Origin of the sequence: Nonomuraea basaltis (assembly GCF_005893125.1) — a bacterium.
Lineage (GTDB): Bacteria > Actinomycetota > Actinomycetes > Streptosporangiales > Streptosporangiaceae > Nonomuraea > Nonomuraea basaltis.
Genome location: NZ_VCJS01000049.1, coordinates 1 through 22,098 on the forward strand (window position 1 = coordinate 1; position 22,098 = coordinate 22,098).

The 22,098-nt window shown below is 71.5% G+C and carries 24 protein-coding genes; 10 read left to right on the plus strand and 14 right to left on the minus strand.

All coding sequences use genetic code 11. The features are described 5' to 3' along the window. Positions 1-627, plus strand: a 627-nt coding sequence (locus tag EJK15_RS70805; protein WP_171074495.1) for a hypothetical protein, incomplete at its 5' end; no start/stop codon positions are given. Here EJK15_RS70805 and EJK15_RS23485 read toward each other — a convergent pair. After that, positions 614-1,915, minus strand: a complete 1,302-nt coding sequence (locus tag EJK15_RS23485; RefSeq protein ID WP_138712616.1) for a hypothetical protein — start codon at positions 1,913-1,915, stop codon at positions 614-616. The two genes, EJK15_RS70805 and EJK15_RS23485, sit on opposite strands and share 14 nt — an antisense overlap. 176 nt (positions 1,916-2,091) lie before the next feature. Here EJK15_RS23485 and EJK15_RS23490 point away from each other — a divergent pair, with 176 nt between their 5' ends. Beyond that, positions 2,092-2,640: a helix-turn-helix domain-containing protein gene (locus EJK15_RS23490; RefSeq protein WP_138712617.1), complete on the plus strand. Its 549-nt coding sequence runs from the start codon at positions 2,092-2,094 to the stop codon at positions 2,638-2,640. On the opposite strand, the gene EJK15_RS23495 is transcribed toward EJK15_RS23490, so the two are convergent. The 10 genes from EJK15_RS23495 to EJK15_RS23540 all read right to left on the minus strand — a co-directional run bounded on the left by EJK15_RS23495 (position 2,622) and on the right by EJK15_RS23540 (position 8,285). Then, the gene (locus EJK15_RS23495; RefSeq protein ID WP_138712618.1) at positions 2,622-3,368 is read right to left on the minus strand and encodes a methylated-DNA--[protein]-cysteine S-methyltransferase; all 747 of its coding nucleotides are present in this window, start codon (positions 3,366-3,368) and stop codon (positions 2,622-2,624) included. The two genes, EJK15_RS23490 and EJK15_RS23495, sit on opposite strands and share 19 nt — an antisense overlap. Then, positions 3,365-3,916: an RNA polymerase sigma factor gene (locus tag EJK15_RS23500; RefSeq protein ID WP_240777163.1), complete on the minus strand. Its 552-nt coding sequence runs from the start codon at positions 3,914-3,916 to the stop codon at positions 3,365-3,367. Before EJK15_RS23500 ends, EJK15_RS23495 begins: the two co-directional genes overlap by 4 nt. Before the next feature lie 82 nt (positions 3,917-3,998). After that, complete coding sequence (locus tag EJK15_RS23505) at positions 3,999-4,301, minus strand: DUF1416 domain-containing protein (RefSeq protein ID WP_138712619.1); 303 nt, start codon at positions 4,299-4,301, stop codon at positions 3,999-4,001. After that, positions 4,301-5,140, minus strand: a complete 840-nt coding sequence (locus EJK15_RS23510) for a sulfurtransferase (protein ID WP_138712620.1) — start codon at positions 5,138-5,140, stop codon at positions 4,301-4,303. Before EJK15_RS23510 ends, EJK15_RS23505 begins: the two co-directional genes overlap by 1 nt. Further along, positions 5,137-5,349: a hypothetical protein gene (locus EJK15_RS23515; protein WP_138712621.1), complete on the minus strand. Its 213-nt coding sequence runs from the start codon at positions 5,347-5,349 to the stop codon at positions 5,137-5,139. Before EJK15_RS23515 ends, EJK15_RS23510 begins: the two co-directional genes overlap by 4 nt. Before the next feature lie 172 nt (positions 5,350-5,521). Next, entirely contained in the window at positions 5,522-5,878 is a 357-nt protein-coding gene (locus tag EJK15_RS23520; RefSeq protein WP_138712622.1) for a thioredoxin family protein, read from the minus strand. A 44-nt stretch (positions 5,879-5,922) separates the two neighbouring features. Next, positions 5,923-6,750, minus strand: coding sequence for an anti-sigma factor family protein (locus tag EJK15_RS23525; RefSeq protein ID WP_138712623.1), 828 nt, complete (start codon positions 6,748-6,750; stop codon positions 5,923-5,925). Continuing rightward, positions 6,747-7,259: a sigma-70 family RNA polymerase sigma factor gene (locus EJK15_RS23530; protein WP_138712624.1), complete on the minus strand. Its 513-nt coding sequence runs from the start codon at positions 7,257-7,259 to the stop codon at positions 6,747-6,749. Before EJK15_RS23530 ends, EJK15_RS23525 begins: the two co-directional genes overlap by 4 nt. A 37-nt stretch (positions 7,260-7,296) precedes the next feature. Further along, the gene (locus EJK15_RS23535; RefSeq protein WP_138712625.1) at positions 7,297-7,962 is read right to left on the minus strand and encodes an LmeA family phospholipid-binding protein; all 666 of its coding nucleotides are present in this window, start codon (positions 7,960-7,962) and stop codon (positions 7,297-7,299) included. 71 nt (positions 7,963-8,033) lie between these two features. Continuing rightward, on the minus strand, positions 8,034-8,285 hold the full coding sequence (locus EJK15_RS23540; RefSeq protein WP_138712626.1) for a MoaD/ThiS family protein: 252 nt from the start codon (positions 8,283-8,285) through the stop codon (positions 8,034-8,036). Positions 8,286-8,460: 175 nt separating this feature from the next. Here EJK15_RS23540 and EJK15_RS23545 point away from each other — a divergent pair, with 175 nt between their 5' ends. The 8 genes from EJK15_RS23545 (at position 8,461) to EJK15_RS23580 (ending at position 19,908) form a co-directional block, all read left to right on the plus strand. After that, complete coding sequence (locus tag EJK15_RS23545) at positions 8,461-9,153, plus strand: response regulator transcription factor (protein WP_138712627.1); 693 nt, start codon at positions 8,461-8,463, stop codon at positions 9,151-9,153. 147 nt (positions 9,154-9,300) lie between these two features. Then, positions 9,301-12,696 carry a tetratricopeptide repeat protein gene (locus EJK15_RS23550; RefSeq protein WP_138712628.1) on the plus strand — a complete coding sequence of 1,132 codons (3,396 nt, stop codon included), beginning with the start codon at positions 9,301-9,303 and terminating at the stop codon, positions 12,694-12,696. A 103-nt stretch (positions 12,697-12,799) separates the two neighbouring features. Then, the gene (locus tag EJK15_RS23555; protein WP_138712629.1) at positions 12,800-13,171 is read left to right on the plus strand and encodes a hypothetical protein; all 372 of its coding nucleotides are present in this window, start codon (positions 12,800-12,802) and stop codon (positions 13,169-13,171) included. 160 nt (positions 13,172-13,331) lie between these two features. Beyond that, complete coding sequence (locus tag EJK15_RS23560; RefSeq protein WP_240777164.1) at positions 13,332-13,940, plus strand: dienelactone hydrolase family protein; 609 nt, start codon at positions 13,332-13,334, stop codon at positions 13,938-13,940. A gap of 137 nt (positions 13,941-14,077) precedes the next feature. Beyond that, a complete protein-coding gene (locus EJK15_RS23565; protein ID WP_138712631.1) occupies positions 14,078-14,725 on the plus strand; it encodes an ATP-binding cassette domain-containing protein in 648 nt (215 codons plus the stop codon). Next, positions 14,709-15,935, plus strand: coding sequence for a type 2 periplasmic-binding domain-containing protein (locus tag EJK15_RS23570; RefSeq protein WP_138712632.1), 1,227 nt, complete (start codon positions 14,709-14,711; stop codon positions 15,933-15,935). Before EJK15_RS23565 ends, EJK15_RS23570 begins: the two co-directional genes overlap by 17 nt. Beyond that, the gene (locus tag EJK15_RS23575) at positions 15,932-17,638 is read left to right on the plus strand and encodes an ABC transporter permease subunit (protein WP_138712633.1); all 1,707 of its coding nucleotides are present in this window, start codon (positions 15,932-15,934) and stop codon (positions 17,636-17,638) included. The genes EJK15_RS23570 and EJK15_RS23575 overlap by 4 nt, the downstream gene beginning before the upstream one ends. Beyond that, positions 17,635-19,908, plus strand: a complete 2,274-nt coding sequence (locus EJK15_RS23580; protein ID WP_138712634.1) for a tetratricopeptide repeat protein — start codon at positions 17,635-17,637, stop codon at positions 19,906-19,908. The genes EJK15_RS23575 and EJK15_RS23580 overlap by 4 nt, the downstream gene beginning before the upstream one ends. On the opposite strand, the gene EJK15_RS23585 is transcribed toward EJK15_RS23580, so the two are convergent. Genes EJK15_RS23585 through EJK15_RS23595 form a run of 3 tightly spaced genes read right to left on the minus strand, consistent with a single transcriptional unit; the run spans position 19,894 to position 22,046 of the window. Then, complete coding sequence (locus EJK15_RS23585) at positions 19,894-20,748, minus strand: PHP domain-containing protein (RefSeq protein WP_138712635.1); 855 nt, start codon at positions 20,746-20,748, stop codon at positions 19,894-19,896. The two genes, EJK15_RS23580 and EJK15_RS23585, sit on opposite strands and share 15 nt — an antisense overlap. Before the next feature lie 37 nt (positions 20,749-20,785). Further along, on the minus strand, positions 20,786-21,481 hold the full coding sequence (locus EJK15_RS23590) for an anti-sigma factor family protein (RefSeq protein ID WP_138712636.1): 696 nt from the start codon (positions 21,479-21,481) through the stop codon (positions 20,786-20,788). Between the two features lie 40 nt (positions 21,482-21,521). Then, on the minus strand, positions 21,522-22,046 hold the full coding sequence (locus tag EJK15_RS23595) for a sigma-70 family RNA polymerase sigma factor (protein ID WP_276615424.1): 525 nt from the start codon (positions 22,044-22,046) through the stop codon (positions 21,522-21,524). Positions 22,047-22,098 lie beyond the last annotated feature (52 nt).

Below are 22,098 nucleotides of genomic sequence, written 5' to 3' on the forward strand. Positions count from 1 at the left end.
CCGCCGGCCCGCCCCCAGCAAGCCGCCGCGCCGGACGCGGCGCAGCCGGCACCGCGCCCGCGCCGCAGACGCACGCTCCTGATCGCGGCGGGCGCCGTCGTCGTGTCCCTGCTGGCCACGGCCGCCCAGTCGTACGACGGCTACCTCTTCTACGAGAGGCAGACCACGAAGGAGACCAGGGAGACCATTGTCGCCACCGGCCAGGCGGGGAAGGTCCACAACATCGAGTGGAAGGCCACGGTGGCACCCATGAAGGCGCCCGCGGGCAGCCGGCACGGCCCCGAGGTGACCTGGCTGCGGGTGGACATCACAAAGAAGGTGCTCGACAAGGGTAGCGCCACCATGATCACCGAACCCGGCGAGGTCCAGCTCGCGGACCGCGCGGGCCGTACCTGGACCGTGGAGATCGAGCCAGTCGGGGACCGGCCGACGGACCGGCTGGTGGTGGGCAAGGAGTACAAGATCCAGGGAGTGGCGATCGTGCCGGCCCCGGTGGCGAACGAGGTCGAGCTCTCCTTCAGGCCGAGCACCTACCGTTCGGACACCCCGACGGAGGACCTCTTCAAGCGGGAGGGCGCGGAGAAACTGGAGGAGCCCGTCGACGTGCTGCGGTTCAGACGTCGTTGAGCGACTCGCCCTTGAGGCGGGCCCGCGTGGCCGCGATGTCGTACGTGGCCGCCAGGAGCGCCATCGTGAGCACGGTCACGATCAGTTCACGCACGAACGACATCGGCGGGCCCAGGTAGGTCCAGGTCCACTCCTGCCTCGTGCCGATGAGCGTCCGCACCGCCCGGTCGGCGTACTGCGCGGCCACCGCGATGGTCACGTAGCACAGGCACATCATGCCGAACAGCGGGGCGCCGCTCTTGAAGATCATCCGCAGGGAGTTCGCCAGCGGCAGCCAGCGATCCCGGAAACCACCGGTGACCTGGTTGAACGACTTCTGCGTGAGGTCGTGGCTGCTTTCGAGACGCTCCACGCCCTTCTCCAGGCGGGTGCCCTTGACCAGGGCGCGGGTCTCGTCGGAGTACGCCCCGAAGACGAGCATCGCCACGGTGAGCCAGGCCAGCGGGACGGCGACGGCGTCGATGAACAGCGGCCAGAGGTCGCCTACCGCTTCGGTGATGGTCTTCCACACCGGCACGTCCTTCTGGACCTCGGTCCAGACGTCCTCCGAGCCGACGATCACGCTGCGCTGCTCCATCCACTCGGAACGCGCGTCGGCGACGGCGACGGTGGCGTTGAGCCCGTAGAAGACGAAGGCGAACTCCGAGAAGGCGGCGCCGAAGCCGTAGAACCGCCCCTTACCCTTCTCCACGAACTTCGCGAACAGCATCTTCAGCCCGAACATGACGGCCATCGCGCCGAGCGACACCCGCCAGTCGAGGTCGACGAGTCCCCGGCCGACCTGGCTCTCCTCGCCGAACCAGGAGCTCTCCAGCACGTCGGAGGCGTGATGGAACATGTCCATCTGGTAGACGTCCCTGGCGTCCTCTGTCTGGAATCCCCACGCCAGGTAGAGGACTGCGAAGGTCGGGGCGACCCGGTCCAGCGCTCTGAAGAAGCGCTCGTCCTCCACACCCTCGCCCGCCCTGGCGCGTATCTCCCACAACGCGCTGCGCAGGGTGTAGAGCATTCCGGTGATGACCGTCATCGCCGCCAGCACGATGAGCGTGAGCAGCGTCATCACGGCCACCAGGCGGACCTGCCTGAAGTCGCCGTACGCGACCTCGGTGGCGCCGTACAGCAGCACGAAGCGCACCAGCTCGCCGGCGGCGAACCAGAGGATCAACGGCAGGGCGCATTTCCCCGCCAGGCGCAGTGCGTGCAGGGGCAGCGAGTACGGCGACGGCAACCGCTGAGCCGGCGTAGGCCCAGGTAGGGGCGGCGCCATCACACCTGTCGGACCGGACACCTGCTGAATCGTATCGGTCTGTCCCTTGTGCCGCAGCAGCAACCCCAGAAAGGGCTATGGGCCGTCGGCCAGATGGACGGGTGCCGGCGCATGCGAGCGTCCCTGAGCAGTGACAGAAGAATTATCTGGGGAGACATCACGGCCACGAAGCGCGACAGGTGCGGCAGCATGACTGTATGGAGCCGCTGCCCGCCTTCGACACCGACCCCCGCGTGGTGGGAGATCGATTGCGGCGGCTGCGGCAGGCGCGCGGCGTCTCGCTGTCCGAGCTCGCCAAGCGCGCCGGCATCGGCAAGGCCACCCTGTCGGGGGTTGAGACGGGCACGCGCAACCCGACGCTGGAGACGCTGTGGGCGATCACCGCGCAGCTCGGCGTGCCGATCGGGGCCATTCTCGACCCGCCGCCCGAGCCGCAGATCATGCGCGGCACGGCGATCGAGGCCGAGCTGCTCGAGGTGTTCGAGGACGACCACGTCACGTACGAGCTCTACCGCGTACGCATCCCGCCCGGCCTCACACAGACCTCGCCCGCGCACCACGAGGGCGTGAGCGAGCACGTCACGGTCTTCAGCGGCACACTGAGCGCGGGCCCCATCAACGAGCCGCTGACGGCCGGGCCCGGGGACCACATCTCGTGGCGCTCCGACGTGCCGCACGGCTACCGGGCGCACGGCCCCGACATCGTCCGCGCCACGCTCCTGATGCGTTACCCCACCAAGCCCTGAGCCGGCTTGCAGGTGCGGCACGGCCGGTAGCCGGCCGCCTTGGCCTGGGCGACGCTGCGGAAGCCGTGCCGGTGGCCGGGCGTGATGCGCCTGGCGTTGTGGCAGGTGGGGAAGCAGACGACGCCCGTGGTGTCGCTGGCCAGGTAGAACACGCGCTCCCCGGCCAGCTCCCGCAGCCACTCCAGGTCGGCGCCCTCGGCCAGCAGCAGCCGTTCCTTGGCCGCCGCGCCGAACACGTAGTCGCCGACCGCGCCGTCCGACCTGGTGACCCTGTGGCACGGGATCAGCAGCGGCACCGGGTTGTTGCCGAGCGCCGTGCCCACCGCCCGTACCGCCTTGGGCCGGCCGATCTGGGCGGCTATCCACGAATAGGGCCGCACCTCGCCCCGCGGGATCGTCCGCGCCGCCTCCAGCACGTCGCGCTGGAACCCGCTCAGCCCGCGCAGGTCCAGCCGCACCCCGGACGAGCGGCCGGTGCGCAGCGCGGGCACCAGCCCCGCGGGCGGGCGGGCGGCGGGCAGCAGGGGGCGGCCGAACCTCGCCCTGAACGCCTCCGCGAACCCCTCCCCAGGGTGCACGTACGCCACGCCCTGGTCGGTGAACGCCACCCCCAGCTTCCCGATCGGCCCCGGCACGCTGACCCAGCGGGCGGCGATCCTGTCGAGCAGCCCGTCCGGCGCGTCGGCGGCCAGCGCCGCCAGTCCGGTGAGCAGGCGATCCTCGGTCATCGGGCACCTCCTAGTGCGCGCAGCCGCTGCAACCCCCGCGACACGTGCGACTTGACCGTGCCCTGCGGGATCTTGAGCACGGTGGCGATCTCGCTGACCGGCAGATCGACGACGTGCCTGAGCACGACGGCGGCCCGCTGTTCGTCGGGCAGCAGGCTGAGCAGCTCGGCCAGCTCGTCGCCGGTCTCGCGGCGCTCCGCCGCCGCCTCGACGTCCTGGCGGGGATCGACGGCGTCGACCGGCTCGTCGCGCAGGTCTGGCGGCGGCTTGCGGGACTTGGTGCGGGCCGCGTTGCGCCAGAGGTTCATCAGGATCGTCATCAGCCACGCCCGCGGCTGGAGGGCGGCGACGCGGTCGCGGTCGTAGCCGGCCAGCGCACGGTACGCCCGCAGGAACGCCTCCGCGGTCAGATCCTCGGCGCAGGCCCAATGACCGCTCAGCCGCAAGGCGGTCGAGAAGACCAGGTTGCGGTGGGCGGCGTACATCTCGGCGAAGCCCTCGTCGAGGTCGTCGAGCAGCGCCTTGCACACCGGGTCGATCGCAATCACGTCAGGTAGAACACCGCCGTGCCCGGATCGGTTGCACGCGAAAGGCCCGCGCCTGGAAAGACGCGGGCCTTCATGCGTGTGCTCAGACGGCGACGGCGAGCTGGGAGACTTCGCCCAGCTTGGCCTCCACCTGGACGTCCCTGGTGACTCCGCCGCCCGCGATGATGCGGACGGTCCAGTCGCCGGGCGCGGCGAAGAAACGGAAGACGCCCTCCTCGGACACCACGACCTCGCCGGTGAACTCGCCCGAGTGGTCGAGCAGCCGCGCGTACGCCGTGCCCGCGCCCGTCACCACGCCCTGGATCACGGCCTGGTTGGTCAGGTCGATCCCGGCCGGCAGCGCGATCGTCTGCTCCGGCGCTCCGCAACCCTGTGCAGTCGTCATCAGCGGGCCTCCCCCAGCTCGATCGGCACGCCCACGAGCGAGCCGTATTCGGTCCACGATCCGTCGTAGTTCTTCACGTTGGCCTGGTCGAGGATCTCGTGCAGCACGAACCACGTGTGCGCCGAGCGCTCGCCGATGCGGCAGTAGGCGATGGTGTCCTTCTCGAAGTTGACCCCGGCCTCCTGGTAGAGGGTGCGCAGGTCGTCGTCGGACTTGAAGGTGCCGTCGTCGTTGGCCGCCTTGGACCACGGGATGTTGCGGGCGGTGGGCACGTGGCCCGCGCGCTGCGCCTGCTCCTGCGGCAGGTGGGCGGGGGCGAGCAGCTTGCCGGTGAACTCGTCGGGCGAGCGCACGTCGACCAGGTTGAGCTTGCCGATCGCCGAGACCACGTCGTCGCGGAAGGCGCGGATCGCGCTGTCCTGCTCCTTGGCGGAGTATTGCGTCTTGGCGCGCTGCGGCACGTCCTTGACCAGCACGCGCGACTCGAGCTCCCACTTCTTGCGCCCGCCGTCGAGCAGCTTGACGTTGTCGTGGCCGTAGAGCTTGAAGTACCAGTAGGCGTAGGCGGCGAACCAGTTGTTGTTGCCGCCGTAGAGCACGACGGTGTCATCGTTGGAGATGCCGCGGTCGGACAGCAGGGCCTCGAAACCGGTCTTGTCCACGAAGTCGCGGCGGACCGGGTCCTGCAGGTCCTGCTGCCAGTCGACCCTCACGGCGCCACGGATGTGGCCCTTGTCGTAGGCGCTGACGTCCTCGTCGACCTCGACGAGTACGACGCCTGGGGTGTCGAGGTTGGCCTCGACCCAGTCGGCGTCCACCAGGGCGGCGGAGCGGCTCATTGGGAAACCTCCATGTTGGCGGCGGGCAGTAGACGGCGATTGAGCAGGTACGTGTCGCAGCCAAGGCTGAATCCGCAGGCTGCGTCGAGGAGCATCGGGGAGTGGTGGGCGACCGCGGGCAACCGGAAGCGCCCCGTCTCTGGGACGTGGGCGGGAATCAGGGTGGTCATCGCCGCGCCGAGGCGCAGCGCTCTAGGGTCGGCAGGCATCGCAGGATGCTCCTGAAGGGTCGATTGGGGCGGATCCGATGTCCGCTAGATCGTCCTCAGGCAGCGCGACAGAGCGCGGTGGCGACGCGGCAGAAATCAACCGCGCGCCGCTTCGTCAGCAGCTCTGTCGATGGGTTCATGCCGACGACACTACTCGGCGTCTCGTCATCTGTCACATCTCGTCCGGTTGCTGAGACGATTCGTGAGACGACCCGGCGGTCACGGCCGTGGCGAGCGCGGCCAGGACGTCGGCCTTCCGCGGCTGGCCAGAGGCCCTCTTCACGATCTTTCCCGCCGCGTCGAGCACGAGGACCGTCGGCGTCCCGGTGACGTCCAGCCGCCGCACCAGGTCGAGCCGGGACTCGGCGTCGACCTCGACATGGCGCACCCCCGGCACGAGCGCGCTCACGTCGGCGAGGATCCGCCTGGTGGCCCGGCACGGCTGGCAGAACGCGGTGGAGAACTGCACCAGAGTAGCCCGCACCCCCAGCACCGCGCCGAGCTCGCCCTCGGACAACAGATCCGTCACGCCTGATGCAACCGCGCGCGACCGCGATTACTTCCGTACGCCGGTTACTTCCGTACGCCGACGTTGACGAGCACCTGCCCCGTCCGGTCGTCGACGACCTCGAACCTGGCGATGTCGCTCATCGGCAGCGAGGTCGTGCTCTTGAACGCCTCCCTGTCCTCGTAGGTCTCCGGGCCGACGGCCCAGGTGCCCATGGGATCCCGCCGCCCGTCCTTGCCCACGACGACGAGGCGGCAGGTCGTGCCGGCCGGCACGCCGCTGACGTACACGCCGAGCTCCGTGCCGCCGCCCTCCAGCGGCCAGGCCATCACCGTGGCGCGGTAGTCCTCGGCCTTGTTCTCGGCGGAGAACTCGCGGCCGGCGACCGCCTTCTCGGGCATCTGGGGCAACCTGCTGGCGGACGCCTTGGGACTGGCGGACGGCTCGGCTTTTTGGCGCAGCTCCGCGTTGGTCGACTCGCCGCTGTCCTGGGCCACGCGGGGCGCGACCTCCTCCGCCGGGCGGGTGGCCTCCGGGGCCGCCGCCGTGGACGCCATCTGGGGGCTCTCCTGGATGACGGTCCAGACCGTGCCGCCGAGCGCCAGCACCGCGACGGAGGCCGCGGCAAGCAGCAGCATCCGGCCGCGTCTGGACCGCTTGGCGCGGGCGTTGAGCAGCCGGTCGAGCACCTGGCGCGGGGGGCTGGCCACCAGCTCGACGTCGCGTTCCGACACCTTGCCCAGGAACGAGGCCACGCCTTCGAGCTCGAGCAGCTCGGCGCCGCACGCCTCGCAGGTCGCCAGATGGGTGTCGATCTCCAGCGCCTCTTCAGGGTCGAGCGCCCCCAGGGCGTGCACGCCCAGGGCCAGCCGTACCTCCTCGCACGTCATCATGGCGCCAGCCCCCGCTCCTCGAGCGCGAGCTTGAGCGCGCGCAGCGCGTAGTAGGTGCGCGACTTGACCGTTCCCGGCGGAATGCCCAGCGTCGCCGACGCCTCCTTCACCGATCGCCCCCGGTAGTAGACCTCCAACAGCACGTCGCGGTGCTCGGGCCGGAGCACGGCCAGCGCCTCGGCCACGGCCCACGACTCGACCGCGCGCTCCAGCTCGTCCTCGGCGGGCAGGACCGCCAGCGCCTCGTCGCCGGTCTCCTGCGGCCTGGCCTTCTTGGCGCGGTGCTGGTCGACGACGAGGTTGCGGGCCACCGTGAACAGCCACGCGCGGATCGGCCGGTCGGAGAGCGCGTCGGGGTGCCGCCAGGCCCGCAGCAGCGTCTCCTGCACGACATCCTCCGCCCGTCCCGAGTCACCGGTCAGTCGCAGCACGTATCCGTAGAGTGGCCCGGCGTGCTCGTCGAAGAGGGTCCTCACAAGTTCCTCGTCGGCGGTGCCGGCTGTGCTCACGCCCTCATCACGTATGCCGGGGCGGGCCGGTTCAATGTCATCCACGGAGAGGCACGTCAGACGCTTCGGCCGAGAACTCCAATCCTTCGGCCACGCTCTTGACCCCGGTCACCTTCACGTCGAAGGGCAGGTCCCCCTTGAACGGGATCGTGTACGAAACGAACTGTGCGACCTGGTCGGGCACGCCCTTGATCTTCTCGGCCTGGAGCTTGATGCCCCCGTCGGCCACCTCGACCCGCATCTCGGCGCTGAACGTCATCTTCTGCACCCCTACCATCACCTCACCCGACGCCGTGAGCCGCTTCCCGTTACCGCCGATCTTGACGCCGCGCGGCGCGTACTTGTCGATCGTCGCCCTGGTCAGCGTGCCGGCGATGGCCACGCGGCCGGCCCGGACATTGGCTCTGTTCTGGAGGACGTCGGCCAGCGGGGCCGTCACGTCGTAGGCGGCGCCCCGCAGGTTCTTGACCGGCACACCCCCGTAGGTGAGCGTGCCGAGATTGAACCGTACCTCTGGATAGCGCCCGGCGATGGCCTGAGTGAGAAATGGGATGCCCTCAATTGTCACGGTCGGTGTGCCGCTGAGGTCGGAGGCGGCCGCGATCCTGTTCGCCAGGTCGCGCTCCACCCCTGCCACGGCGACCCTGTCGAGGGCGACAAGGAGGATGACCAGCACGATCAGGAAAACGATCAGCTTGCGCATGGGGCTCCCTGTCTAGGCGGGGGGCAAGAGCCTATCGACTGGCATGTCTCATTCCCCGGCAAAGCGTTCGATCACCCGCCGGCGAAGGGCGGGAGCACTTCCACGGTCACGCCGTCGCCGAGAACGACCTCGTCATGGGGCCGCTTGCCGACCGGTGAACCGTCCACGATGAACGAGCAACGCCGCACGACGCGTGCCAGATCTGCACGATTTTGTGTGATTTTCGTCATGAGTTCACCAAGATTTGCCGCTTCGAACGATTCCTCCGCAACGCCCGCCGCTTCCTTGGCCGCCGCCCAATACCGTATTTTTCCTGTGGCCACGCCGTCCTCACAATCTGTCCGCGTCCTATTGTGCGTCGCCCTTAACGAGCTTGTTCCAGGAGACGCGCTGTTCACCTGGTGGACGCGCCATGGACTCGACTTACTCGTGGGATATCCTCCCTACAGGACCTGGGCGACGTAGCCCCCGGGTCCTTGCGCGTTTGAGGAGGCCGTAATGAGCAACCTGCTCCTGCTGACCAACGCTCTCGAGCCATCCGCCGAGGTGCTCCCGGCGCTGGGGTTGCTGCTCCACTCGGTCCGCGTCGCCCCGGCAGAGGCGTCAGCGCTGATCGACACGCCGCCCGCCGACGCCGTTCTGGTCGACGCGCGCAAGGAGCTGGTGCAGGTCAAGAGCCTGTGCCGGTTGATCCGCACGACGGGCATCGACTGCCCGCTGCTGGTCATCGTGACCGAAGGCGGGCTGGCCGCGATGACCGCGGAGTGGGGCGTCGACGACGTGCTGCTCGACAGCGCGGGGCCGGCCGAGGTGGAGGCGCGACTGCGCATGGCCACCGGCCGCATCTCGCAGGCCGCCGAAGAGGACGTGCCCGACGAGATCCGCAGCGGCGACCTGTCGATCGACGAGGCCACCTATACCGCGCGCCTGCGCGGCCGGGTGCTCGACCTCACGTTCAAGGAGTTCGAGCTGCTGAAATACCTCGCGCAGCACCCCGGCCGGGTGTTCACCCGCGCCCAGCTGCTGCAGGAGGTCTGGGGCTACGACTACTTCGGCGGCACCAGGACGGTCGACGTGCACGTCCGGCGGCTGCGCGCCAAGCTCGGCACCGAGTACGAGTCCTTGATCGGAACGGTCCGCAACGTCGGCTACCGCTTCGTCCCCGACCGCACGGAGACGGCACACGTCTGAGCCGATTGACAGCGGGGCCCGCCGATGTGACACATTGGTGGTCGGGCTGTTTTCCGTCTGTCATGCCGAGGACACCGCCGTCCCCAGATTGGTGGTGTCGGGGTGGGTTCGTTCAGGTCACTGGTGGACGAGGGTGCCCGCCCGCGGATGTTCCGACGTAACGAGACGATTTGCTCGCCATTGCGGCCCGCCAACCGGGTTTACGTCATCGACTACGGCTACGCCCGCGAGTACACCCCGGCCGGAGGGCGTGAAGCCGTCCACGACCTGCGCGGCGACGGCGACCTCGTCGGCGAGCTGGCCTTCTGGAGCCCGAGTGAGCGCGTCAAGGTGGACGCGCTGACCGAGCTGCGGGCCTGGCCCGTCGACATGCGGCGGCTGCGCGAGCACGCCGCAGCCAGCCCCGCCGTGGTGACCGCGCTGGTCCAGGAGCTGTTCGCCAGGAACATGGCGGCCCGCAGGCACGAGGCGCTCGCCCGCGCCCCCGTGGCCGCCCGGCTGGCCGTGTGGCTGCTGCACCTGGACGAGCGGTACGGGCTGGCCTCGGAGTCCGCGCCGCCGCTGTCCATGGAGACCCTGGCCGATCTGGTCGGCAGCTCCCCCGACGTGGTGCAGCGGCAGCTCCAGCAGTGGGTCCAGCGCGGCTGGCTGGTACGCCCCGGCTACCGGCGGCTGCGGATCGAGGACCCGCCCGCGCTGCGCGTCGCCGCCGGCGACTGGGAGCACCTATCGGCGCCCTGGACCGGCCGGGTGACGCCGTTCCTCACCCGGCCGGGCGCCCTGGCGGAGCCGCTCCCGGTCGGCGAGCTGCCCAGGCCCCGCCAGCTGCCCGCCGACGTGCCGGACTTCACCGGGCGCCAGCAGAGCCTCGATCTGCTCACCGCCTGGCTGGAGCGGCCGCGCCGGACGAACACCATGGTCGTGCAGGGGTTACCGGGCGTCGGCAAGACCGCGCTGGTGACGCACTGGGGCCACCTGCACGCCGACCGGTTCCCCGACGGGCAGATCGTGATCGATCTGCGCGGCCAGTCGCCGAGCCAGCCGCCGATGAACGCCGTCGAGGCGCTCGGACAGATCCTGCGCTCGCTCGGCGTCGGCGAGCCGGCCTCCGACGAGGCCGAGCTGATGCTGCTCTACCGCAGCAGGATCGCCGGGCGCCGGCTGCTGCTCATCCTCGACAACGCCGCCGACGCCGGCCAGGTGCGGCCGCTGCTGCCGGGCAGCAAGGACTGCGTGGTGCTGGTGACCAGCCGGACGCGGATGGCGCCGCTTCGAGCGACCGGGCACGCCGACCTCATGGACCTGCCGGTGCTCGACCCGGGCAACGCGGTGGCCTTGCTGGTGGCGGTGCTCGGCGAGGGCTCGCCGCGGGCGGCCGACCGGGACGCGCTGGCCGAGCTGGCCCGAGTGTGCTCGTACCATCCCTTCGCGCTGCGGATCTCGGCGGCCAAGCTGGCCGAGAATCCCGGGATGAGCGTGCGGGCGCGGGTGGAGGAGCTGCGCAGGCCGGACCGGCTGCTGGTGGGCGATCCCGAGGAGGCGTTCCGCTCGGCGCTCGATCTGGCGTACGAGTCGCTGAGCCCGGGGCAACGGCGGGCGTTCCGGCACGTCGGGCTGCTGCCCGGGCGCGACTTCACGCCGAAGGTGCTGGCCGCGGCGCTCGGCGTGCCGGTGAGCGAGGCCGTGATCGCGGTGGAGGGCCTGCACCGGGCGTACCTGGTGGAGCCGCTGCCCGGGCCCCGCTACCGGGTGCACGACCTGGTCAAGCGGCTGGCCAGGGAGCTGGGCCGGCACGCGGAGGCCGGCGTGCGCGAGGCCAGGGCGCGGCTGCTCGACCACTACCTGGCGGTCGCGACCGACCCGGAGACGCCGCGCGAGTGGTTCGAGGCCGAGCGGCGCTCGCTGGTGTCGGCCGTGCGGCTGGCGGAGGAGAGCGGCGCGTACGGGATGGCCTGGCGGCTCGCCGAGGCCGTGTTCGAGCCGTTCAGGCGGCTGCGCTTCTACGAGAACAACCTGGAGATCCAGCAGGCCGGGCTGAGCTCGGCCATGCAGGTGGGCAACCGGCGGGCGATCGCGCTCATGCGCGGCAACCTGGGCTCGATCCACCGGGACATCGGGCCGTCGACGCTGGCGGCCAGGTTCATCGGCGAGGCGCTGGCCGACTACACCTCGCTCGGCGACAGTGTCGGGCGGGCCCGCGCGCTCAACGACCTGGCCGAGGTGCACGGCATCGCCGGCAACAGCGAGGACGCGCTCGGCTGCGCCGGTCAGGCGCTCGGCCTCTACCGGGAGATCGGCGACCTGGCCGGCGTCGCCAGCTGCCTGCACACCCTCGCCCGCCTGCACCTGTCCCAGGAGCGGTACGAACTCGCGCTGCAGTACGCGGGCCAGGCCCTGGACGTACGCGAGGAGCTCGGCGACCGCCGCGGCACCGCGCAGAGCCTGATCATCCTGGCCCGGGTGCAGCAGAACCTGGGCGAGCCCAACGCCGCCCTGTCGGAGGGCCTGGAGGCGCTGTCGATCTGCCACGAGCTGGGCGACGAGCACGCCGAGGCCGAGACCCTGCTCTGCCTGGCCGAGATCTACGACCTGCTGCGGCTGCAGCACGACGCGCAGCGCGACGCGGAGCGGGCGCTGGCCGGGTACACCGCGACCGGCGACCAGCACGGCTGCGGCCGGGCCCTGTGCGCGCTCGGGCGCATCGCCCGCAACGGCTCCCGGTACGACGAGGCCCTCGCCTACTACGAGCAGGCGCTGGCCGTGCAGATCGAGCTCCACCACGAGCAGGGAAAGGCCGAGACGCTCGGCGACATCGGGCTCGTGCACTGGCGGCTGTCGGACTACCTGCGGGCCGACGACTACCTGAACCAGGCGCTGGCGATCAGCCGGGTGATCCACGACGAGCCGGTCGAGGCCCGCATGCTCAACCGGCTCGCCCGGGTGCGGCGGCGCCAGGGGTTACCGCAGGTGGCGTTCGTGTACGCGCTGGAGGCCCTCGACATCGTGCAGGGCATGGGGAACCGGCGGGCGGAGGCGGACGTGCAGGAGACGCTGGCGTACACGTACCTGTCGCTCGGGCTGCACAAGCCCGCCCTGGAGGCGGCGAAGTCGTCGCTGGCGATCAGGGAGGAGCTGCGCGACAACCGGGCCAGCGCGCTGCTGTCGATCGCGCAGGCGCTGCACACGGCGGGCCGGCCGGCGGCGGCGCTGGAGCCGGCCAGGGAGACGGTGGAGCTGCAGAACGAGACCGGCACCAGGGACCGGTGGGCGGCGGCCCTCACGACGCTGGCCATGGTGCTGCTGGACCTGGACGGCGTCGAGGAGGCGCTGGTCTACGCGAAACAGGCCAGGGACGTCCACCTGGAGTGCGGGACCAGGCGGGATCTCGGGTGCGCGCTGCGGTCGCTCGGGCTGATCTCGGCCAGGCTGGGCAACCGGGGCGCGGCCATCGCGTATCTGAACGAGGCCGTGCGGACGCTCGAAGAGGTGGGCGACCTCTTGGAGGTGCGGCGGGTGACGGAAGAGCTACGGGAATTGGCATGAAATGCCGCCAAAAGTCGTGAATTCTGCTGTCTGAGGTCGCAGATCTCTTCCGGGTCATCCCGTTAGCTGGTGCTACCAGCTACTCCCCTCGGAGGTGATCCGGATGCTCCTCAAAAATCATCTACGACGAGACCTGCAGTGGCTCAAGCGACAGGCGCGCAAGGACAGACGGATCACCGTCGCCCTGCTCGTCGGCGTGGTGGCCGCCTGGACCAGGCAACTGTCGCCCTGGGACGCGCCCGACGGGTCGGAGGTCCTGCTGGGCCTCTCGCTCGGGCTCCTCGCCGGGTCGGGGATCGCCTGGCTGGCGTCCGCCTTCCTGGTCACCCGGACCATCCGGGCACGGAAGGAGCCCGTGGAGCAGCTTCGCTGGGTCTCCAGGATCCGGCGGAGCAAGGAGTGGGCGTTCTGGTCGGTGAGCGCCTACGTGGCCTGGCACCTGCTGCAGTTCGTCACGGCGCTCGTGCTGGGCTGACCGGTCGGCGGCGGGGCGTCACCCTGGAATGGGGCCGGGTGACGCCCTGCCGTCTCACGCCAGATCGGCGACCTCGGCTGAGCCCGGCGGGGCCCAAGTGAACCAGGTGGGTAGACCAGGGCTTACCGGGGTAGCGGCAGGCTGTGGGGAGGTGTGGCACGTGTCCGGCGATCTGATCGTTCCTGACGCCGCTCAGGGGGTCGTGGTGTTCGTGCACGGCAGCGGGAGCAGCCGGCACAGCCCGCGCAATCGTTACGTGGCCGGCGTGCTCAACCAGGCGGGACTGGGCACGCTGCTGTTCGACCTGCTCACGCCGGAGGAGGAGGCCGATCGGGCGAACGTGTTCGACATCGGGCTGCTGGCCGAGCGGCTGCTGCAGCGCACCGGCTGGGTGCGGGAGCAGCCGGAGGCGGCGGGCCTGCCGATCGGCTACTTCGGGGCCAGCACCGGCGCCGCGGCCGCACTGTGGGCGGCCGCCGAGCCGGACAACGCGATCGCCGCGGTGGTCTCGCGCGGCGGGCGGCCCGATCTGGCGGGCCGGCGACTGGCCGCCGTACGGGCTCCGACGCTGCTCATCGTGGGCGGCAGGGACCCGGTGGTGGTGGAGCTGAACGAGGAGGCCCAGCGGCACCTGCGGGCCGAGAGCCGGATCACCGTCGTTCCCGGCGCCACCCACCTGTTCGAGGAGCCGGGTGCGCTGGAGGCGGTGGCGGGGCACGCCCGCGACTGGTTCGCCACGCACTTCGCCGCGCCGCAGAAGCCGGAGTGACCCGAATTCCCACGTCATATGGGGATATATGTGCATTTCGCCGCTCCGGATCTGCCCATGCCCAAGCCGCGCCAATGCGTTGCCGTGACTCACGGTTTGTGAAAACGTCAAGTGCGGAACGGGGAGGACATCCGGAATTGACGGCGGTTGTGGACGTACCACTGCTAGAGCTCTCTGCCCTCACATGGGAAACGCACGGCACCCGGCGTGGTCTGTCGCCCGACCCCCTGACGATCCCGCCAGGGCAGGCCGCCGTGGTGGTGGCCGCCGGCTCCGCCGAGGCGGACGCGTTCGCCGACCTCCTGCTCGGCCTGGAAATGCCGGTCGGCGGCCGGATCCGCATCCTCGATGAGGAGGTCACCATGCGGCTGCCGGCCGATCGCGCGATCGGACTGGTCCCGGCGGGCGCCGGGCTGCTGCCGCACCGGACGGTCGAGCAGAACCTCGCGCTGGCCGTCCGCGACAACGAGCTCGTCCACGGCACGGTCGCGTACATGGCCAGGCGGATGAAGATCCAGGGCTTCCTGCGGTCACGGCCGCACGAGCTGGCCCACGACGAGCAGCTGTACGTCGCCCTGGCCCGGGCGTTGTGCAGGCACACACCGCCCAAACTCATGGTGGTCGAGGACCGCACCGGCTACGGGCCCTGCCACGCGGCCGTGAGCGCGGCGCTGCGCACCGATCCCGGCCTGGCCGTGCTGGTCGTGACCGACGACAGGACCAGGGTGGCCAGCCTCGCCTCGCCCTCGCGCGTCTGGGAGGTCGCCGATGTCGCTGAGCCGTAGGGGGCTGCTGGCCGCGATCCCGGCCGTGGCCCTGGCCGGCTGCGGCGCGGAGCGGCCGCTACGGGTGGCGGTGGTCTGGAGCGGCGACGAACTCCGGCGCTTCCTCGACGTGGTCAAGGAGTACGGCAGGCCGGTCAGCGTCTACTCGGCAGGTGACAACATCGCGGCCCTGCTGCGCGGCCCGGCCGAGGAGGTCATCCCCGACGCGGCGGTGATCCCCAGGCTCGGCCTGCTCTTCGACCCGGTGGTCCAGCGCCGCATCAGGCCGTGGACCGGCGGCCACGAGCAGCCCGCGTTCTGGCGCGGGCTCGTGACCCCGTACGGCGGCCGCGAGGAGCTCGGCGCCTGGTTCAAGATCGCACACAAGTCGCTCGTCTGGCACCGCGCCGGGGAGTTCGCCGAGCCGCCCGCGGACTTGGACACCTGGCGGCCCGCCCGCGGCACGCTCGCGATCGGGGCGGCCGACGGATGGACGCTCAGCGACTGGTTCGAGAACGTCCTGCTCGCCCGTGCACCGGAGGTGTACAACGGGCTCTTCCCCCCGTCAGGGGAGCCGGGGAACCCTGCCTGGTGGGGCGTGGCGCGGACGGAGGAGGCGCTCGAACTGCTGGCCACGATCTGGCGCGAAGCGTTCGATCGCGACCAGGGTAGGCGCGCGCTCACCATGCAGTTCCACGACTCCGTACTCGACGTCTTCGTCTACCGCACCGCCGACCTGGTGGCGGCGCCCGACTTCGCCCTGCCGGTCATCGACCGCTACGCCGGCAAGGGAGTCGCCGGGCACTTCCGCTTCCCGCGATGGCGGGACAACCCGCCGCCGCTGGTGGTCGGCGGGGACGTGGCGGTGGCGATGCGGGACGGGCGGGCCGACGCGATCGAGTTCGTGAACTGGCTGACCAGGCCGCGAAGGCCGGGCGAGCGGGACGCGCTGACGCAGTGGATCGGCGACGGCGGCTTCCTGACGCCGTTCACGCTGCCGTCCAACGCGTTGCTCCGCGGCCCGGCGGAGGAGCTGAACGACGCCGTGAACGGCCACTACGATCTGTCCGACCGGCTCATCGGCAGCCTGGAGGGCGGCGACGGGCGTGGGCTGTGGCGTGTGCTCACCGAGCTGTTCTCCGACGTGGTCGTCGGCCAGGTCGATCCGGCGAAGGCGGCGAACGACGCCCGCGAGAAACTCGTCGCGGGCGGCCGGGAGGGTTCCTCATGAGCAGGGAAAACGCCTTCCTGTTCGAGGTGGTGCCGTACCACGACGCCGGCATCCCCGTGGTCAGGCACGGCCTCGGCCGCTGGCGCGCGTCTCTCTACCTGCTGCTCGCGGTGCTGCTGTCGGCGGGCATCATCCTGGTTCCGCTCGCCGCCACCGTGATCATCAGCTTTTCCGAGGGATTCGCCGGCTACGACGTGCTGCGCGACGTCCAGGTCCTCCAGGCGCTGGGCAACTCGCTCATCTGGCTGGTGCTGGCCGTGGTCGTGTGCGCGGTGGGGCTCGGCCTGGCCTGGCTGGCCAGGAACGCGGGCCCGGTCTCGGTGCGGATCCTGCGCTTCTTACTGGTGCTGCCGGCCGCGGTCTCCCCGCTCACCACAGGCGCGATCTTCCGCCTGCTGTACGACACCAACCAGCGGCGCGGCCTGTTCAGCGCCCTGCTCGGCGCCGACGTGGCCTTCCTCGGGCCGGTCTGGATCTGGCTGGTGCTCGGGTCGGCGTTCGTGTGGCAGTGGGCAGGGATCGCGTTCCTGGTCTTCCACGAGGCGCTGGCCCGACTGCCGACCAACCTGCTGCGGATGGCCAGGGCGTTCGGCGTCGGCCGGCGGCGCAGACTATGGTCCATCGTGGTCCCCGCGCTGGCCGGGCCCGCGGCGCTGGCATACCTGTTCGCGCTGGTGGCGGCGGCCCGCGTGTTCGACCTCGTGCTGATGGGCGCGCCGGGGTCGATGCAGGCCGAGGTCGAGGGCGGCGGACTGTTCTGGTGGCGGCACCACGGCGACCTGGGCACCGCGCGTGCGGCCGCGCTCGCGGTGGTGCTGTCCACGCTGGTGGCGGTGCTGGCGCTGCCGTCGCTCGCCGGGCTGCGCGGGCGCGTGAGCTGGGCCCCGCCCCCCACTCGCCCACTCACGCACCCCCCGAGGCGGGACCGGCGAGGCCGGCTGGTGTGCGGGGTGGTGTCGGTGCTGTGGCTGCTGCCGTTCGCGGTGCTGGTGCTCACCTCGGTGCGCGACCCGGTCGCCGCGACGCTGTCCGGATGGTGGAGCGGCGGCCCGTGGACCCTCGCCTCGTACGGGGAGGTGCTCGCCGACGGTGGTTTCGTGGCCGCGCTGGGCACCACGTTCCTGCGGGCGGCCGTGGTCGTCGGGCTGGTGCTGCTGGCCGCCGTGCCGGCCGCGTACGTGATGGCCCACGAGCACCTGCTGCCGCGCCGCGCCTGGCGACCCGTCCTCCTGGTCGCGGTGGCACTGGCGGCGCTGCCGCCGCAGGCGTTCGCCGTGCCGCTGCAGCGCTGGATCAGCCCGGTCGCCGGCGCCTCCTCCGCGCTGGCCATCGTGCACGCCGCGCTGGTGATCCCGCTGGCGGTGCTGGTGCTGCACAACGCCTTCACCCGGGTGGCGACCCCCATGCTCGCGCGGCACCGCTGGGAGCTGTTCCACGTGGTACGCGAGGCGCGCCCGGCCGTGGTGCTGGCCGGCGTGCTCGCGTTCGTGCTGGTGTGGAACGACACGGTCGTCGGGCTGCTGCTCAACTGGCCGTCGGGTGACCACCTGCCGCTGATCGTGCTGGAGCAGTCCCGCCACTTCACCAGCTCCGCGGGCACGCTGGCGGCACAGTCGATGATCGCGACTGCGGTGCCCGTGGCCGTGGTCGCCCTCACCGCCCGCTGGCTGTACCGCGGACTGACGCGGGGGATCCGGCGATGACGGACATCTCGCACCGGGACCGGCTGCGGTTCCGGCTGTCGCGGGTTTACCGGCGGGCCGGGGCGCGCCTGCCCGAGCTGGGAACGGGCGGGCTGGTCACGGTGGGAGAAATCATTCTCATTCTGAAGGGAGAGGTGATCGAGGGCCTGGTGGAGGGAGTCCCGCTTTGGCTGCTCGCCGGCGTGGCCCTCTCGCTGCCCATCGCGGCCGGCTGGCTCGCCCGCGTCTTTCACCGCCGTCGTACGCCCTCTCCCCGGCCGTTCCCCGGCCGCCTGCCCGCCCCCGCCGCACTCGGCGACCTCATCGGCCGGGAGACCGAGGTCAAGCAGGTTGTGGATCGGGCAAGGGAGAGCGGCCTGGCCGTGGTCCAGGGCCCGATCGGGATGGGCACGTCCTCGGTGGCGATCCGCGCCACGTGGGAGCTGGCCGACGACGCCAACAAGCAGCGGTACGCCGACGTCCGCGGCCCCGACCGGGACCACCCGGAGGCGCCCCTGAGCGTGGCCCAGCGCGTGATGCGCACGCTCGACCGGCCGCCCGGCGCCATCCAGGAGCCCGCGGACGCGACCTCGCACGTGATCGACGCGCTCACCGGCACGAGGCGGGTGCTGCTGCTCGACAACGTCAGCACGTGGAGCCAGGTCGCCTGGCTGCCGCCACGGGTGCCCGGCGCGTACATCATGGTCGCGGGTACGGTCTCGGGCGAGCTGCCGCGGCACGTCAAGCCGGTCCAACTCGGCCCGCTCTCCCCGGACGCCGGGCGGGAGCTGCTGGCCCGCCACATCAGCGACGAGCGCGCCGACCGCGGCCGGGAGGCCGTGGGGCTGATGGTCGACGCGTGCGTGGGCAGCCCATCGGAGATCGTCAGGATCGGTCGCTGGCTCGCCCGCAACCCGAGGATCTCACTGAGAGCCCTGGTCGACGACCTGAACAGGCTGCCCATTGACGAGAAGCTCGGCTTCGTGCTCAACCTGAGCATCAAGCAGCTCAGGCCGACGGCCAAGCAACTGCTCATCCTGCTGGCCGGGCTGCCCATCGCCGAGGTCGATCACCAGGCCGCCGCCGCCCTGCTCGGCCTGCCCTCCGCCAAGGACGCGATCAACGAGCTGGCCGAGCTCGGCCTCGTGGAGAACGTGCGGATGACCCGAGTCCGGGTGACGAGTGCCTCCCGCGACGCCGGGGCGCGGAGCACGCCGAGCCAGGCCGCCGCCTGGCGGCGGCTGGTGGGGCACTTCGCCGACCAGGCCGACGCGTTCGCCGCCCAATTGCCCGCCGACGACGCCCGCAACTGGTTCGCGATCGAGGATCAGGTGCTGCTGCAGGTGCTGGCGCGCCGGAATCCCGTGCCCAAGACCGGCCGCGCGCTCGGCCGCATCGCCGACGCCCTCGAGTACTGGTTCCGGCTCGAACAGCGGCACGAGGACCGGCTGCGCGCGGCGGAGGCGCTGGCCAGGGCCGCCAAGGCGCTCCGCGACGAGAACGTGCAGGCCACCGCCGAGCTACGCCAGTGCGCGATCCTGCTCACCTCCGGCGACCCGCGCAAGGCCAGGCACCACCTCGACCAAGCGGCCCAGCTACGGGTCAAGGTCGAGTCCTGGCCCGCGGAGCTGCACTTGGAGCACGCGGCCATCCTGCTGGCCGGCGGCGACGAGTTCACCGCTGTCGAGTCCGCGCTCGTCCACTACGGCCAGGCGCTGTCCGGTGGGGACGTGGCGGGCCACGCGCTGCGGGCGAACAACATCGCCGCGCTGCTCATGCGCAAGGGGCAGCAGCTCGATCACGGTGGCTGGGGCCCCGAGGCCCGCAAGCTTTACCGCCAAGCCCGCGCTGTGCTCTTCGAGTCCCTGGAGAAGGCGCAACGGGCCGGCGACCGCGGCGCGGAGGCGCATGCGGAGGAACTGCTCGCGCTCGCGGACTTCTACCTCGGCCAGCTCTTCGACGCGGGCGCCCACCTGCGGCAGGCCGAGCGGCTCTATACCGAGAACGCCGACGAGATCGGGCGGGCGCGGTGTCTCGTGCAGCGGGCCGGGGCCATGCTGGAAGATCCGGGGCACCTGCCCGAGGAGGTGGCGGCGCTGCTGGACGACGCGCTGGACGGGCTGCCTCCGGCCGGGGTCAGCACCGCGCTGGCGCACCTGCACCTGGCCAGGCTGCGGCCCGAGAATGCCGCCGCGCACCGGGAGGCCGGGCTGGCGGCGCTCGCGCCCTGGGACGAGATCGCGGAGCGGCTGCAGGTCCTCAAGCTGCGGGAGTATCTACGGGTTCTGTGACGTGATCGGCGTCGCGCCGGTCGCCTCGGCGACCAGGCGCTCGTAGACCTCCGGCGCCGTCGTCTCGCAGCCCAGCCGGTGCCCGGTCAGCTCGCCGTGGTCGTCGCTGGACCCGGTCACGGCCAGCGCGAGCTCGCGGGCCAGCCCGCGCACCTGCTCGCGGGCGGCGGCGTCGTGGTCGTTGTGGTCCGCCTCGACCCCGAACAGCCCGGCCGCCGCCAGCTCGGCGATCCACTCGTCCGGCACGACGTTGCCGCGCTTGGCGGCCTTCGGGTGGGCCAGCACCGGCACCCCGCCGGCGGCGCGCACCAGGCGTACCGCCCGCTCCGGGTCCAGGGCGTAGCGGGACACGTACGCGCGGCCGCCCGTCCCGATCCACTCCGGCGTGAACGCCAGCTCGGGCGCGGCGATCGCCCCGGCGGCGACCATGGCGCGGGCGATGTGCGGCCGCCCGACCGGGCCGCCCGCGGCCAGCTCGGACACCTGCTCCCAGGAGACCGGCACGCCCAGCTCGGCCAATCGCTGGACGGTGAGCCGCCCGCGCAGCTCGCGGGCCTCCCTGATGCGCACGCACTCGGCGCGCAGCTCGGGCTCGGCGGGGTCGAAGAGGTAGGCGAGCAGGTGAATGCTCTGGCCGGCGCGGCGGCAGGACAGCTCCATGCCGGGCACGAACGTCAGCCCGGCGGGCAGCGCCTCGACCGCCGCCGGATGCCCGGCGACGGTGTCGTGGTCGGTGAGCGCCAGCACGTCAAGCCCCCGCTCGCGGGCCCGGCGCACCACGTCGGCCGGGGGCTGCGTGCCGTCGGAGGCGCTGCTGTGGCTGTGCAGGTCGATGCGCATCGCCACCGATCGTAGACGCAGACCCCGCTGTCTGCGGTCACACCGCGATGGTGGCCAGCGTTCTGCCGTCGAAGGTCTCGATCGTGAAGTGGTTGAGGTCGTCCTCGGGGAGGCTGGTGCCGCCGTGCAGCACCAGGGGGTCGGGGGAGCCGGGCACGCCGTACCCCTTGTCGGGGACGCCCCAGCTGGCCACGACCTCGGAGCGGCCGTCGTCGCCGACCGCGAGGAGGCGGCACTGCAGCGGGCCCTTGACGCCCTTCAGCTCCAGCGCGACGTGGGTGCCCCAGCCCTTGTCCTCCAGGCCGACGATGGCGGACGTGCCGGTGGCGGGGTCGGTGGCGGAGTATGTGCTGCCGGTCAGGAGCAGCTCGCGGGCCGGGCCGTGGATGCTGTCGGGGTTGGGGCCGCCGGTGACCGAGTTGACGGCCAGGAAGACGCCGGCCGCGACCAGCACGCAGGCGGCGGCGGTCATGATCGTGCGGTGGAAGCGGCGGCGACGGCGTTCGGCGGCGGCCCGGCGCACCAGGAGTGATTCGACCTGGGGGTCGGGCGCGTTGGGCAGGAGGTCGTCCGGATGCACGCTCTTGATCAGCTCCCCCATCGCCGTGAACGCGCCCACCTCCTCCGCGCAGCTGGCACAGCCGGCCAGATGGTGTTCGAACGCCACCCGTTCGTTCTCGTCGAGCAGGCCGAGCGCGTACGCGGCCACGTCCTCGTGATGCACCTCCGTCATGGCTGCACCACCCCCCTTTCCCTGTTGTGATGCTCCTGCGTCATGGCAGCATCACCCCCCTTTCCTCCAATGCGACGCGCAGGGCGCGCATGGCGTAGTACACGCGGGACTTCACCGTGCCGACGGGCACGCCGATCTTCTCCGCCGCCTCCTGGACCGTGCGGTCGAGGAGGAACGTCTCTGTGAGGACCTGTCGGTGGGCCGGGGAGAGCGAGAGCATCGCGTCGGTCACCACGATCTCGCGTAACAGGCGCTCGTCCTCGGCGGCCACGGGCTGCGCGCGTTCGGGGATCTCCTCGACGGTGTTCAGGGGGCGCGAGCCGGAGCGGCGGCGGTCGTCGATGACGACGCGGCGCGCGACGGTCGCCAGCCAGGGCATGAGCGAGCCGGAGTCCGTGCGGAGGTCGTGGAGGTTACGCCAGGCGCGCACCAGGGTCTCCTGTACGACGTCCTCCGCCCAGCGCCGATCGCCGCCCGTCAGCCGGATGGCGAAGGCCATCAGGGGGGCGCCGTATTCGCGGTAGAGGGCTCGGACCATGGCTTCGTCGGTTACGCGGTGATTCACAAGGGGGCAGGCTCCTCGCGCTGCGGATATCATGAAATATCGCGCTGATATG

Bases quoted from the DNA above. Each gene is read 5' to 3' on its own strand.
- EJK15_RS23490 (WP_138712617.1), top strand. From the start codon at position 2,092: ATGGAGCCGCTGCCCGCCTTCGACACCGACCCCCGCGTGGTGGGAGAT.
- EJK15_RS23495 (WP_138712618.1), bottom strand. From the start codon at position 3,368: ATGACCGAGGATCGCCTGCTCACCGGACTGGCGGCGCTGGCCGCCGAC.
- EJK15_RS23505 (WP_138712619.1), bottom strand. From the start codon at position 4,301: ATGACGACTGCACAGGGTTGCGGAGCGCCGGAGCAGACGATCGCGCTG.
- EJK15_RS23510 (WP_138712620.1), bottom strand. From the start codon at position 5,140: ATGAGCCGCTCCGCCGCCCTGGTGGACGCCGACTGGGTCGAGGCCAAC.
- EJK15_RS23515 (WP_138712621.1), bottom strand. From the start codon at position 5,349: ATGCCTGCCGACCCTAGAGCGCTGCGCCTCGGCGCGGCGATGACCACC.
- EJK15_RS23525 (WP_138712623.1), bottom strand. From the start codon at position 6,750: ATGATGACGTGCGAGGAGGTACGGCTGGCCCTGGGCGTGCACGCCCTG.
- EJK15_RS23535 (WP_138712625.1), bottom strand. From the start codon at position 7,962: ATGCGCAAGCTGATCGTTTTCCTGATCGTGCTGGTCATCCTCCTTGTC.
- EJK15_RS23545 (WP_138712627.1), top strand. From the start codon at position 8,461: ATGAGCAACCTGCTCCTGCTGACCAACGCTCTCGAGCCATCCGCCGAG.
- EJK15_RS23550 (WP_138712628.1), top strand. From the start codon at position 9,301: ATGTTCCGACGTAACGAGACGATTTGCTCGCCATTGCGGCCCGCCAAC.
- EJK15_RS23555 (WP_138712629.1), top strand. From the start codon at position 12,800: ATGCTCCTCAAAAATCATCTACGACGAGACCTGCAGTGGCTCAAGCGA.
- EJK15_RS23570 (WP_138712632.1), top strand. From the start codon at position 14,709: ATGTCGCTGAGCCGTAGGGGGCTGCTGGCCGCGATCCCGGCCGTGGCC.
- EJK15_RS23575 (WP_138712633.1), top strand. From the start codon at position 15,932: ATGAGCAGGGAAAACGCCTTCCTGTTCGAGGTGGTGCCGTACCACGAC.
- EJK15_RS23580 (WP_138712634.1), top strand. From the start codon at position 17,635: ATGACGGACATCTCGCACCGGGACCGGCTGCGGTTCCGGCTGTCGCGG.
- EJK15_RS23585 (WP_138712635.1), bottom strand. From the start codon at position 20,748: ATGCGCATCGACCTGCACAGCCACAGCAGCGCCTCCGACGGCACGCAG.
- EJK15_RS23590 (WP_138712636.1), bottom strand. From the start codon at position 21,481: ATGACGGAGGTGCATCACGAGGACGTGGCCGCGTACGCGCTCGGCCTG.